This is a genomic window from Streptomyces sp. 13-12-16 (assembly GCF_002114215.1).
In the GTDB taxonomy this organism is placed as follows: domain Bacteria; phylum Actinomycetota; class Actinomycetes; order Streptomycetales; family Streptomycetaceae; genus Streptomyces.
In genome coordinates this window covers 13,836-25,937 of record NZ_NCTE01000248.1, presented here as the reverse complement: position 1 = coordinate 25,937, position 12,102 = coordinate 13,836, and the positions used below count along the sequence as shown (strand labels likewise).

The window sequence follows — 12,102 nt, the reverse complement described above, 5'->3', positions numbered from 1 at the left end:
CCTGGTCGTCCTCGACCCGCCCCGGGCGGGCGCCGGCCGCAAGACGGTGGAACACCTGTCGTCCCTGGGCGCGCGTCGCATCGCGTACGTCGCCTGCGACCCGGCGGCGCTGGCACGGGACCTGGCGTACTTCCGGGACGGGGGGTACCGGGTGCGGACGCTGCGGGTGTTCGACCTGTTCCCGATGACGCACCACGTGGAGTGCGTGGCGATCCTGGAGCCTGCCGAGAAGGGCCGTTGACCTGCGTATTTGTGGAGGCGGAGATGATTTCGACGTCTTTCTCCCGCAGAAACAGATCGAGGTGTGACGGCTAGGCCCCATGGCCCCCGGCCTGGGATTTTCCGGTGTGGTGGCTGATTGCCCGGCGTGCGTACGGGGCGTCCTGGAAGTCCTGACGCTGAAATGACGCTCGTTCTGACGGCCTGGCGGGTGGGGTCCTGTCCGGCGGGACGCCGGGTGTGGGCGGCTGGTCGCTGCCAGGGATGAGACGTCCGGGAGCGTGAGTTCACCATGGTCGGGAGCCGCCCATGCCGGTGTTCTTCCAGCTCGGCGAGCGGTGGAAGTCGAGCCTGCCCACGACGGCTTGGTCGACGGCCCACTCGACCTGGCGCCGGGTGGGCTGGAACGCCTGCTTCTTCACGTCGTGGAGGAGCGTCTGCACGCCATGGAGGAGAATCACGAACAGCGGATCGAGCGCAGGCTCGGCGAACGTTCTGACGCGCCGTCGGGTCTGTCCCGCCACTGCTTCGGACCGAAGGCCGCCGAGGTTGAACGGTCCGTGCCGTACCACCCGTTGCGGTACGGCACGGACGTTGGCGTGGCTCGCCCAGGTCGTACGAGGTGCCCCCGGACCAGGCCATGCGCAACGGCAGATCCACGACACCGCGGGTCGGCCCGCACGGCTCGTCCAGCGACCCCGGCAGACGGCAGCGCGATGGTGACGCGGCGTCAGGCGGCAGTGAAGCCGGCGGCAGGAACCTGTCTGCACGAGGGACCGACCGTACCGGCCGACCACGCGCCCTGCCTGTCCACCGCGGTGGAGAGGGCGACGGACCCCGGATACACCCACCTCTACCTGGGCGGCACGGTGATCCGAACCGACCGCCTGGCTGCCGAAGGCGTGCCAGGGGGCCTTCCCGACCTGCGGTCGGCTTCCACGCGAGGTCAGGGCACTCGTGCTCGACGGATCAGCTCGGCAACCGCACCAGGAACACCGTCTCCACATGAGGTCGGCTCGCCACGGAGACGTCTCCGCCGTGTGCCCGCACCAGCTGTCTGACGATGGACAGCCCCAGTCCGCTGCCTCCCGTCCGCCTGCTGCGGGACTGTTCGGCCCGCCAGAAGCGGTCGAACACCCGGGGCAGGTCCGCCTCGCGGATGCCGCTGCCCGTGTCCTTCACCTCGATGGCGACGGCGCCTGCCACCCGGTGGGCGCCGAGGGTGACGCGGCCGGCCGGCGGGGTGTGGCGTATCGCGTTGGACAGCAGGTTGCCCAGGACCTGGCGGAGGCGGACCGGGTCGGCGTGGACCGAGAGACCGTCCGGGGCGTGGACGGCGATCTCGACACCGCCGGCGTGCGCGGTCGCGCGGTGCGCGCTCACGATCTGCTCGATCAGGTCGCGGAGGTCCAGATCCTCTGGACGCAGGCGCAGGGCGCCGGCGTCTGCTGCGGCAAGCACCTGGAGGTCGTCCACGATGTGCTGGAGCAGTTCCGCCTCCTCCTGCAGCGAGCTGAGGAGCGCCGAGTCGGTCTCGGCCAGGCCGTCCTGTGCCGCGTCCAGCCAGCCGCGGATGTTGGTGAGGGGTGTGCGCAGTTCGTGGGCGATGTCGCTGACCATGACCCGGCGCTGCTCGTCGGTGCGTTCGCGGCGTTCCGACAGGTCGTTGAGGGCAGCGGCCAGATAGCCGGTCTCGTCCTTCGCGGTGACGGGGATACGGACGTGCCTGCCCGAGGGGGCGCGCGCCGCGTGGGTCAGCGCGCGCAGCGGACGTACCAGCCGGGTCGCGATGACGGCGGTCACGGCGACGGTCGCGGCCAGGACCAGACCGGTGGTGGCCAGGACCCGGAGCGTTCCGGCCGGTGACAGGTCGAAGGCGGCGGTGGCCGAACGGGGTGGGCTGATGACGAACAGCAAAGCCGCGGGGGCGACATACGCCGCCAACTGCTCCCGGCGGCCTTCCTCCACACAGTCGTCCACAGCGGCGGAACTCTCCATGGAGTCGTCGCCGTCCACCCTGAAGCCCATCGTGATGGTCAGCGGTTCGGGCAGGCGTACGTGGTGGCGCTCGGCGCAGCCGCGGACGAGTCCGGTGAGTTCGGCGAGGGCCGCGGCTTCGGTCGGGGTGGGCGTGCTCAGGCCCTTGGACCGGCAGGCCGGGATGAATTCCCCCGAGGTCCTGGTCGTGCGCAGGGCGGGCCTGCCACTGGCCTCCTCGACGATGTGCGCGCGTACTCCCGTCCGGCGGTAGAGGCAGTCGACCTCGTCGCGGGCGACCTGTCGCAGCTTCGCCCGCTCCTCGGCGGGCAGGCGGTAGGGGCCGACGGCTCGTGGGTCGATGCGGGAAGCCTGCTCAGCCTGGTCGGCACTCCGGGCCTTGGACGGAGCGACGTGCAGCGGATCGATCACCGCGCTCTCGATGAGGGGCAGCCCTTCCGCCGCCGACCGGTGCGACGCGGCGATGATCTGGCGCGCCCGCGTGGTCAGGACGATGGTGCGCCCCGTCGACCGGGAGAGATCCCGCACGGTGCGCTCGACACCCTTCCAGTCGGAGTGTGTCGCGGCGAAGCCCTCCAGGGTCTCCTGGATGGTGGCGTCGTCCGCGAGGACCTGACCCCGTTCCTGCTCGATGGCGACGGTGGTGCCGCGTACCGTCAGCCAGGCCGTGGCCCCGATGGACACCAGGGAGATCAGCACGGAGGTGACCAGCAGCCGGAACAGCAGGCTGTTGCGGAGTGGGACCTCAGACGTCACGGCGGCCTCGGGACAGCTTGTATCCGACGCCGTGGACGGTCAGCAGCAACTCCGGTCTGCGCGGCGAGATCTCGATCTTCTTCCGCAGGTTCATCATGTGCATGTCCACGGTGCGTTCGGTGACGGCTCGCCCGTGGTCGGTGATGCAGTGCAGCAGCTGAGCCCGCGTGAAGACCCGCCCGGGTGCGGCCACCAAGGTGCTGAGCAGGCGGAACTCGCTGGGAGTGCAGTTCACCGGAAGGCCGTTGACGGACACCTCGTGCCGGTCCGGAGCCACGGTCAGCGGGCCGGCCTTCAGGAGTACTTCCCCCGTGCGCTCCTGCTGCCGGGTGCGCCGCAGCAGGGTCCGGATGCGGGCCACCAGTTCGCGCGGCCTGAACGGCTTGGTCATGTAGTCGTCTGCCCCGATGCCCAGGCCCAGCAACAGGTCGTCCTCGGTGGAGCGGGCAGTGAGCATGAGAATGGGCATATCGCCCGTGTCGCGTATGCGCCGGCATATCTCCAGCCCGTCCAGACCGGGCAGCATCCAGTCGAGAACGAGCAGGTCAGGTGGCCGCTTTACGGCCATGTCGAGGGCTGTCGGGCCGTCGTGCACCACGGTTACGGCATAGCCGTCGTGCACCAGGTAACGACGAATCAGTTCTGCTTGCTTTTCGTCGTCCTCGGCTACCAGTACGTATGCGGACATGGGCCGATGATAAGCCTGCGGAGCGCGTGGTGAACGTCGGTGAATCCGGTTCCGTTCCATGACGACTTCCTGACAAAAGCATGCAGGGATCCCCTGAGGGAAGTCTTGACACCTTTCTGACAAAGCCTTGTCACGATTCCGGGCATGCCGAACAAGAAGAACCTCTTCCTTTCCTGTGCCGTTCTGGCGGTGACGCTGATCACCGGCTGCTCCTCCGGGGGGGACGCCGAGAGCAGTAAGGGCGGAGTCGACTCCGTCGCGAAATCCGGGGGAGGTACAAAGAGCGGGGCGACGAAGGGCCCGGCTGCCGACGATGCCGATTCCGGCCGCCCGCAGATTCGGCTGGACACCACGCAAGTCGAGGAAATTCGCATGTATCAGGGCTACCTGCGCTGCCTCAAGGATCACGGTGTGCCCATTTCATCGAAGGGAAACAAAATGCCGGAAGCCGATCCTGGAACACTGTGGTTTCCCGGTATTGATGTGGCCGAAGAGCGTCCGGAAGTGGAAAAGGCGTGCCTCGGGAAGAGGCCGCTGCCGCCCCCGGAGCTGGACCCGAAGAAAAACTCCGACTACATGGACGATTACAGCAAGTGGATCGCGTGCGACAACCGCAGAGGGCTCAAGGTGAACCCTCTTCCTGACGGAGGCGGCTGGAACTACAAGCCCGGTGTGACCCAGCCCAGGAACGCCGACCAGATCGACAAGGAATGCATGATCGAGGCGTTCGGTGGCGAGTGAGCGCGACGCCGGGGACACCATGGCCCTGCGGGTGACGGTCCAGGAGGGGGCGGACCCCCGAAGGCCGACGGCGGGCCGCCGGAAGAAGAAGGCCCTGTGTCTCGCCGTCGTCGCCGTGCTGCTGGCGGGAGGAACGGGTGCCGGTCTGTTGTGGGACGGCCAGGACGGGACCGGGTCCGAACCCGAGTCCGGTCCGAAGGTCAAACAGATCGCCGTGGTCAGAACGGACATGTCGGGTAGCAGGGAGATGCAGGGCATGCTCGGCTACGACTCCCCGCGCACGATCCGCGGTGCCGGCGAAGGACGGGTGACGTGGCTCCCGAACCGGGGTGCGACGGTCAAACGCGGTCGGCAGCTGTACCGCGTCGACGAGCGTCCCGCCGTGATCTTCTACGGCAGCACACCCTTGTACCGCAGGCTCGACACCCCCGGCAGCGTCGGCCGCGACATACGGGTCGTCGCCGACAACCTCAGGGCGCTCGGCTACGACATCGGGGCACAGCCGGCGCCGGGCACGGTCGTCCGGCAGCAGGCTTCCGCGGGCGCCACCGCGCCCGTGACACCGGGCCCTGGACAGGAGGAGACCACGCCCCCGGCCGGCCCGTCCCCGTCTCCGGACGGCGGAGCGGGTCAAGGAACCGATGCGTCACAGGAGGGGCCGCCGAGCCCGGGTCCGTCGCAGTCCACGGTCAAGGAGGGCGACGGCGTGCTCACCACGTCCCTGATGTCCGCGATCAAACGCTGGCAGAAGGCCGTGGGCATGGATCAGACCGGCATCGTCGACCTGTCCGACGTGGTCGTGACGAAGTCGGCGGTGCGGGTCTCCGACGTCCTCGCCCAGCCCGGGGACGAGGCGTCGGGAGACCTGATGACGGTGACCGCCACCACCAAGTCCGTGACCGTGCCGGTGGAGTCGCTCGACATGGGGTCCATCAAGTCGGGCCAACAGGTCACCGTGGTGCTGCCCGACCGAACCACCGTCCCGGGCAGGGTCGCCGCGATCAGCACCGTCGTGCAGGGAGAGCAGGGGCAGTCGGGCAGCACCGGGCAGACCAAGACCAACGTCACCGTCTCGCTGGACGACCCGCAGTCCGCCGAGAGCATCGACTCCGCTCCCGTCCAGGCCAGGTTCCAGGGCGAGTCGAAGAAGGGCGTACTCGCCGTCCCGGTCGGCGCCCTGCTCGCCCTGCGCGAGGGAGGGTACGCGGTCCGGCTCTCCGGCGGCAGGCTCGTCCCGGTCGACACGGGCATGTTCGCCCAGGGACTGGTCGAGATCAGCGGCCAGGGCGTCAACGACGGCATGAAGGTGGAAACCACGGCATGACCCAGGTCATCAGCGTGCACGAGGCGAGCGTGACCTATCCGCCCGAGGTGAGAGCCCTCGACCGGGTCTCCCTGTCCGTCTCACGGGGCGAACTGCTGGCCATCCTCGGCCCTTCCGGCTCCGGCAAGTCCACGCTGCTCAACATCATGGGCACGCTGGCCGCGCCCACCAGCGGCAGCGTGGTCATCGAGGGACAGGACGTGGCGGAGCTGTCCGACCGCCAACTGTCCGCCCTGCGCGGGCGGCGTCTGGGTTTCGTCTTCCAGCACTTCCACCTGACGGACGGACTCACCGCGGCGGAGAACGTGGCGACCGGCCTGCTGTATGCCGGTGTGCCCAGGAAGTACCGGAAGAAGCTGGCCGAGGAGGCCCTGGCCCGGGTCGGTCTCGCCCGTCGGGCCGGCCATCTGCCGGGGCAGCTCTCCGGAGGGGAGCGTCAACGGGTCGCCATAGCCCGCGCGGTGGTCCATGAGCCGGCCCTGGTCCTCGCCGACGAGCCGACCGGTGCACTCGACACCGCCAACGGTGCTGCGGCGCTCGCCCTGCTGACCGAACTCAACGCGGCGGGCACCACGATCGCGCTCATCACTCACGACCGTGACATCGCCGACCAGTTGCCACGCAGGGTTCACCTGCGTGACGGTCGCCTGGTCACGGACACCGCACTGACCGGAAGCCCGTCATGACCGTCCCCGCCAAGCCGTCCCGCGCCGCGCTGCGGCGCTCTTCCCGGCGTACCGAAGACAAGATCAAGCCGGTACGTCTCGCCTTTCTCGATCTGTTGGGCCTGGGGCTCCTCGGCCTGCGCACCCGCAAGCTGCGCGCCGCGCTGTCGGCGCTCGGCATCTCGATCGGCGTCGCCACGATGGTGGTGGTGACCGGGATCCCGGCCTCCAGCCAGCGGGCGCTGACGGACGAGATAACGGCGCTCGGGTCCAACATGCTGCGGGTGCAGCCGTTCTCGGGACAGGCCCTGCCGGTCGAACTGCCCGAGGAATCGATCGACATGGTGCGCCGCATCAAGCCGGTCACCGAGGCGAGCGCGGTGGCCAACACCCATGCCGTGGTCCAGCGTTCCGACCTCATCGGTGATGACGACTTCTCCGGTACCGGACTCAGTGTGCTCGCGGCCCGACGCGACCTGCTGAGCGTGGTGGGCGGAAAGGTCTTCTCGGGAAGGTTCTTCGGCGCCGCCGACGAACAGTTTCCCACGGCTGTTCTGGGCTACCGGGCCGCCGGCCGACTCGGCATCGGGGAAATCCCCGGGAACGACCCGGCTCCGCAGATACAGATCAACAAGTCGTGGTTCACCGTGATCGGCATCCTGCACTCCGTACCGCTTTCCGACGATCTCGACAACGCCGTACTGACGGGATGGCCGGCCGCCAAGAAGACACTGCGCTTCGAGGGGAACCCCACGGTGATCTACGTCAAGGCACGGGACGCACATCTGGAGGACGTACGGAGCGTCCTCCCCGCCACCGTGTTCCCGGAGCAGCCCGGACAGGTCCAGGTCAGCCGGCCGTCCGACGCCCTGGCGGCCAAGCGCGCCACGCAGAACACCTTCTCCTCCCTCTTCCTGGGCCTGGCCGGTGTCGCCCTGCTGGTCGGTGGAGTCGGCGTGGCCAACACCATGGTCATCTCGGTCCTGGAGCGCCGAAGGGACATCGGGCTGCGCCGGGCACTGGGCGCGACCCGCGGTCAGATACGCGTCCAGTTCCTCACCGAGTCCATGGGCCTGTCACTGCTCGGCGCCCTTGCCGGGATCCTGTTCGGTGTCCTCGCCGACATCGGCTATGCGGCCTACCAAGGCTGGCCGGCGGTGATCCCGCTGAGCTCGGTGACGGGTGGCTGCCTCGGTGCCGTGCTGATCGGCATGGCGGCCGGGGTCTACCCCTCGGTCCGCGCGGCACGCCTTCCCCCCACGGAGGCACTGGCGTCGACGTGACCGGCCGCGGGGAGGCGCGTGCCCGATTCGGCGTCCGTTCGGTCGGTGACAGTTCGCCGTGGGGGTTCGCACGCGGGCTCTACCGCACTGCCGTAGTGGTGGTGCGAGTGCCCGTCCCGGCCACGCCCGCCTCGGAGGCCGGGTGGTGGGCGGTGGGACGGGTACGGCCGTGCGCCGGCATCTCCACCACCCCGGGATTGGTGATCTGGATGTCGGCGGCGGTGACGACGGTCGTCATCGCCTCGGCCTCTTCGGGGGTGGTCGGCGGCTGCTGGGCCAACGCCTCCGAGCCGGTCTTGAGTACCTGCGGTGCGCGCCGGCGTTCCTGAGCCCGGTGATGGTGCCGGGCCAGTTCCCAGAGATCCCCGGCCTGGGACGCCTCGCTCGTCGTGCGCGCTCCCGCGAACCGGTGGGCGACAACGTCGGGAGACCTACGGCACGGCTCAGGTCGATCGGGCTCAGCACCGTCACCCGGGTGCGGCCCACCCGGTGGAAGACCGTGCAGGCGGCGGCGCACAGCGCGGCGTGAACGGACACGCCCTCGGTCCGGCAACGGTGCACGAGCCGTGCGGTCAGACCGCGTTGCAGGGCCAAGGAGGAAACGTGCGGTACCCGCCCCGAGAACGGCGTCAGCTCACCGGGCGCGTTCATCAGCTCGTCCCGGGGCGGGCCCGCGGTGGGCGTCGCAGCGTCGAGAAGTCGCAGGAGGGCCTCCTGGGAGGGCGGCACATCCCCCTCCGGGGGCGGCTTCACCGCCCTCCTCGTCGCAGTCGAGAGCGGCGACGAGGTCCGCCACCACCCGCACACCGCCGGTGCCGTCGGTGATCTGGTGGGCGAAGGTCAGCACGATGACGCCGCCGGCCTCCGCGGGAACGAGCACGGTCCGCATCAGCACCGCCGTCGTGACAGAGGCGGAGCCGGTGCCCGCGCCGTTGCCGGGAGGGTGGTGCCGTCCTGGTCTGCTCGCTCAACGGTCATGCCGTGCGTGTGCGTAACGGGTGAGGACCGGCTGTGGCTCAGCGGTTCGCGGGGACGAGGGGGCGGGTGGTGGCCGGCTTGTCCGTCGCGCACACGGTGCCGTCGGCGGGGTGGGTGCCGTGGATGAGAGCGGCGTCTACTGCGCTGTTGACGCATGTGTTGGTGCCGTAGGAGCCGTGTCCGACGCCTTCACGGGTGAGCAGGACCGCGGAGTCCAGGGTTCGGGTCATGTTCTCGGCCCAGTGGTGGGGGGTGACCGGGTCCAGTCGGCCTGCGACCACCAGTGCCGTCGGTGTACCGGCGCCGGTGAGCGGCTTGGTGACGCGGTCCTTGTTCGGCGCGGGCCACCGGGCGCAGTTCAGGACGGAGTAGGCGGCCCGGGTCCCGATCCGCTTGGCCTCGGTGACGGCCTCGGCGGCTGCGGCCCTGTGCGCGGCGATGCCGGCTGGGGTCCGCCAGTCGGCGCAGCGTACCGCGGTGTGGGTTTCGAACATCGCGGTGGGGACGGGGAAGGGGGATACCGTGACGCTGCTCCACATGGTGTACAGGGGAGCACCGTTGCCCTTCTGCGCGGCCAGCAGCGCCGAGGTCAGCAAGGGCCAGGTGTTCTGGTCTCCGGCCAGGGCCCGGGTGGCCTCAAGGGCCATGGCGCCGTCGAGTTGGCCGCCCGGGGTGACGCCTTCGACAGGTGCGACCTTCAGCGGCTCCTCTTCCAGCGTCTCGATCAGCGTGTCGAACGCGGCCTGCGGGTCTCCCGCGCCGAACGGGCACACCGCGGTCCCTTCGGTGCGGCAGGTCTCGAACCAGGCGTCGAGGGTGCGTTCGCTCGCCAGGGCGACGTCGTGCTGGAAGGGGAGGGAGTCGCCGAACCACTGGTTGGTGTCGACGGGCGCGTCGAGCACCATCTGGCGAACGCGGTGAGGGAACAGGGTGGCGTACATCGGTCCGACCACGGTGCCGTAGGACAGGCCGTAGTAGGTGATCGTGTCCTCGCCGAGCGCGGAGCGGACCTGGTCGATGTCGCGGGCCACGTTGTCGGTGGACAGGCTGGCCAGGAACTTCTTGCTCTGGTGCTTGACGCAGCCGTCGGTGAACGCGGCGGCATCGCTCAGCAGCCGCGGCAGGGGCTTGCCCCCGGGGACGGCCGGGTCGAAGTCGGTGCCGGCGGCGTCGGCTCGCTGCTGGTCGGTCAGGCAGCGGACGGCCTGTGATCGGCCGACGCCGCGAGGGTCCACCGCAATGACGTCGAACCGGGCGAGCACCTCGGCTGAGAAGGCGCCGGGAGTACCGGCTGTCTTGGGCAGATTGCGCAGCGTCTCGGTGGCGGAGACTCCGGGTCCGCCAGGGTTGAAGATCAGGCTGCCGATGCGGCGGTCGGGATCAGTGGCCCGGTGCCGCATGACCGCGAGCGGGATCTGCGCGCCCTCGGGCTCGGTGTACTCCTGCGGCACCTTGATCGTGGCGCATTCGAGGTTCTTTCCGCACGTGTTCCAAGTGAGCGGGTCCGGGAACGGCCCGGGGGTCGACGTGCCCGCTGCGGTCGTGCTGCGCAGCCCCGGGGCGCCGGACGAGCACCCCGTCAGAGCCATGAGGGCTGCGGCGAACGCCGCCCCGTACCGGGCGGCGGGCCTTGGCCTCGACCGAATCATGATGATGTTCCTTCCGTCCTACTCGTGTCGTTTCATTGCGTGCGGCCCGGCTGTGCCGGGCGCGCGAGAAGCCGGCCGAGGAGGGCTGACGCGGTTGTGCCTTCCTTGCTTCGAGTGGTCAGTGACCGGCCGCGTCGAGCAGAGAGGAGTACCGCAGGCGGAGCGCGCGCTCCGTGCTCGCCAGGACGGCTCCGAGCCCCAGTGCGAGGTTCAGCCAGATCGGCAGGTGCAGCGGCGATTCGAACGTTCCGACCCGTTGCGTGACGGGAGGGATCCGGGAGACGGGTTCGGCGAGCTGCAACAGGTTCAGGCCCACGCCGACGACGAGCAGCAGCACCGATCCGATGCCGATGGCCCGGCTCAGTCCCGGATGGCGGGCACCGAAGCGCGCCCGCCGTCCCTCGGCCGAGGCCGGGTCGGGCGTGAGCTGCCGCGGCTGTCCGCCCGAGGGGCGGTAGTGGCAGCGTCTGATGCCGTAGCCGCTCATCGCCACCTCGATGACGCCTCCGTCGACAGGGAAGACCGCGGGCAGCTTCGACTCGGCCACGTGCCTGCCGTCCAGGAAGAGATGCGCCCGGACCTTGCCGCTGTCCAACCGCGCCCAGTGCCGTACGTCGACGGCGTGCAGGCGGTCGTGCCCGCCGGCACCGGAAAGCCGTAGCCAGAACAGGGAGCGCAGGGGGAGCTGCCACCAGCGGAACCGCTGCAGCTCCCTGCCGTCTCCCGGCTTGAGGCGCCTCGATGCCGCCCACAGCTTCAACGCCATGCTTCGCCCTCTCCCTCGTGCCTCACTAGTACAACGTGCTAGAGAGGACGCTAACACGCTGTACTAGTACGGTGTGCTAGTACAGTGAAGGGCGTTGGGAGAGGTGAAGGAGAGCGGGGCATGGACACACGCGAGAAGATCCTCAAGGCCGCTGCGGAGATGATCGCCGAGGACGTAGCCGCGAACCTGAGCGTGCGAGCGGTCGCCGCGCGTGCGGGAGTGAGTACCGGCTCGCTGAGGTTCCACTTCCCCACGCAGCGTGCCCTGCAGGACAGCTTGCTCGCGCGGATCTACGAACACCTGCTGCCCGGCGACGCGATCCGGGACCGGACACTGCCGCCCCGCGAACGGCTGCTGAACTGCCTGCGGCAGGTCCTCGCACCGCTCGGCACCAACGAGGACGCGCGAACCGCGTGGGGCGCGATGTACCGGGCCTTCATCGAACCCGAGCCGACCGAACAGGTACGCGCCGCATACCTCGGCCATGAAAGGGAGGCGGAGCGCCGGGTCGAACACTGGCTGACCGTGCTCGCCGAGGAAGGCGTACTCTCCCCCGGAGACCACACCCGCAACGTCAGGTTCCTTCTCACCGTCCTCAACGGACTCTCGGTCGAACGCGCCCTGCCCACACGCGAATCCGTCCTCATCGCCGAGACCGAGACCCTCGAGGCCGCCGTCGACCACGTCCTCTCCACCGGCCCCGCGCCACCCGCCGGGCCGACCCGGCCGTGATCCGGATCAGCCACCCCGCCCGCACTGGTTCCCCCGGAGGGTAGGGACGCGAGAGCGCGGCGAGAGGCGCACCACCTTGCGCAGACCCGGGCGGTCGGCGGCGGCCCGCCCGACAGGGCGACGACGGCCTCCGGGAAAGGTCAGTCCGCGCGGCAGAACGTGTCCTTCGCGGGCACCTCGCCCTCGACGAGGTGGCGCGTGGCGGTGTTCAGCGCGCAGGAGTTGTCCCCCAGGACGTACACGCCGTGTCCGCTGTCGTCGACGGTGACCAGCCGTGCCCGGTCGCCGAACTTCTCGCGCAGC

The 12,102-nt window shown here is 69.7% G+C and carries 13 protein-coding genes and 1 pseudogene; 6 read left to right on the top strand and 8 right to left on the bottom strand.

All coding sequences use genetic code 11. The features are described 5' to 3' along the window. Positions 1-241, top strand: a pseudogene (locus B7767_RS11250) (RNA methyltransferase); the annotation flags it as partial. A 265-nt stretch (positions 242-506) separates the two neighbouring features. On the opposite strand, the gene B7767_RS46320 reads toward B7767_RS11250, so the two are convergent. The 3 genes from B7767_RS46320 to B7767_RS11230 form a co-directional block, all read right to left on the bottom strand. After that, entirely contained in the window at positions 507-662 is a 156-nt protein-coding gene (locus B7767_RS46320; protein WP_179167112.1) for a hypothetical protein, read from the bottom strand. A gap of 526 nt (positions 663-1,188) precedes the next feature. Further along, complete coding sequence (locus B7767_RS11235; protein WP_085572076.1) at positions 1,189-2,973, bottom strand: cell wall metabolism sensor histidine kinase WalK; 1,785 nt, start codon at positions 2,971-2,973, stop codon at positions 1,189-1,191. Continuing rightward, entirely contained in the window at positions 2,963-3,661 is a 699-nt protein-coding gene (locus B7767_RS11230; RefSeq protein WP_085572075.1) for a response regulator transcription factor, read from the bottom strand. The genes B7767_RS11235 and B7767_RS11230 overlap by 11 nt, the downstream gene beginning before the upstream one ends. 144 nt (positions 3,662-3,805) lie before the next feature. On the opposite strand from B7767_RS11230, the gene B7767_RS11225 reads away from it, so the two are divergent. From B7767_RS11225 to B7767_RS11210, 4 genes are read left to right on the top strand one after another with little or no spacing between them, the layout of a single operon-like run. Further along, positions 3,806-4,402 carry a hypothetical protein gene (locus tag B7767_RS11225; RefSeq protein ID WP_085572074.1) on the top strand — a complete coding sequence of 199 codons (597 nt, stop codon included), beginning with the start codon at positions 3,806-3,808 and terminating at the stop codon, positions 4,400-4,402. Next, positions 4,392-5,726, top strand: a complete 1,335-nt coding sequence (locus B7767_RS11220) for a peptidoglycan-binding protein (protein ID WP_085572073.1) — start codon at positions 4,392-4,394, stop codon at positions 5,724-5,726. Before B7767_RS11225 ends, B7767_RS11220 begins: the two co-directional genes overlap by 11 nt. Further along, on the top strand, positions 5,723-6,412 hold the full coding sequence (locus tag B7767_RS11215) for an ABC transporter ATP-binding protein (protein ID WP_085572072.1): 690 nt from the start codon (positions 5,723-5,725) through the stop codon (positions 6,410-6,412). The genes B7767_RS11220 and B7767_RS11215 overlap by 4 nt, the downstream gene beginning before the upstream one ends. Beyond that, positions 6,409-7,674: an ABC transporter permease gene (locus B7767_RS11210; RefSeq protein ID WP_085572071.1), complete on the top strand. Its 1,266-nt coding sequence runs from the start codon at positions 6,409-6,411 to the stop codon at positions 7,672-7,674. The genes B7767_RS11215 and B7767_RS11210 overlap by 4 nt, the downstream gene beginning before the upstream one ends. 79 nt (positions 7,675-7,753) lie before the next feature. Here B7767_RS11210 and B7767_RS47950 read toward each other — a convergent pair whose 3' ends face one another. The 4 genes from B7767_RS47950 to B7767_RS11195 form a co-directional block, all read right to left on the bottom strand. Then, complete coding sequence (locus B7767_RS47950) at positions 7,754-7,954, bottom strand: hypothetical protein (RefSeq protein ID WP_256923405.1); 201 nt, start codon at positions 7,952-7,954, stop codon at positions 7,754-7,756. A gap of 354 nt (positions 7,955-8,308) precedes the next feature. Then, positions 8,309-8,563, bottom strand: a complete 255-nt coding sequence (locus B7767_RS47945) for a hypothetical protein (RefSeq protein WP_256923404.1) — start codon at positions 8,561-8,563, stop codon at positions 8,309-8,311. A 127-nt stretch (positions 8,564-8,690) separates the two neighbouring features. Further along, positions 8,691-10,241, bottom strand: a complete 1,551-nt coding sequence (locus tag B7767_RS11200; protein WP_256923403.1) for an alpha/beta hydrolase — start codon at positions 10,239-10,241, stop codon at positions 8,691-8,693. A gap of 178 nt (positions 10,242-10,419) precedes the next feature. Beyond that, the gene (locus B7767_RS11195; RefSeq protein WP_085572069.1) at positions 10,420-11,067 is read right to left on the bottom strand and encodes a hypothetical protein; all 648 of its coding nucleotides are present in this window, start codon (positions 11,065-11,067) and stop codon (positions 10,420-10,422) included. Between the two features lie 120 nt (positions 11,068-11,187). Here B7767_RS11195 and B7767_RS11190 point away from each other — a divergent pair, with 120 nt between their 5' ends. After that, complete coding sequence (locus B7767_RS11190) at positions 11,188-11,799, top strand: TetR/AcrR family transcriptional regulator (RefSeq protein ID WP_085572068.1); 612 nt, start codon at positions 11,188-11,190, stop codon at positions 11,797-11,799. Between the two features lie 140 nt (positions 11,800-11,939). Here B7767_RS11190 and B7767_RS11185 read toward each other — a convergent pair whose 3' ends face one another. Then, complete coding sequence (locus B7767_RS11185) at positions 11,940-12,101, bottom strand: alpha/beta hydrolase (RefSeq protein ID WP_256923407.1); 162 nt, start codon at positions 12,099-12,101, stop codon at positions 11,940-11,942. Between the last annotated feature and the right edge of the window lies 1 nt (position 12,102).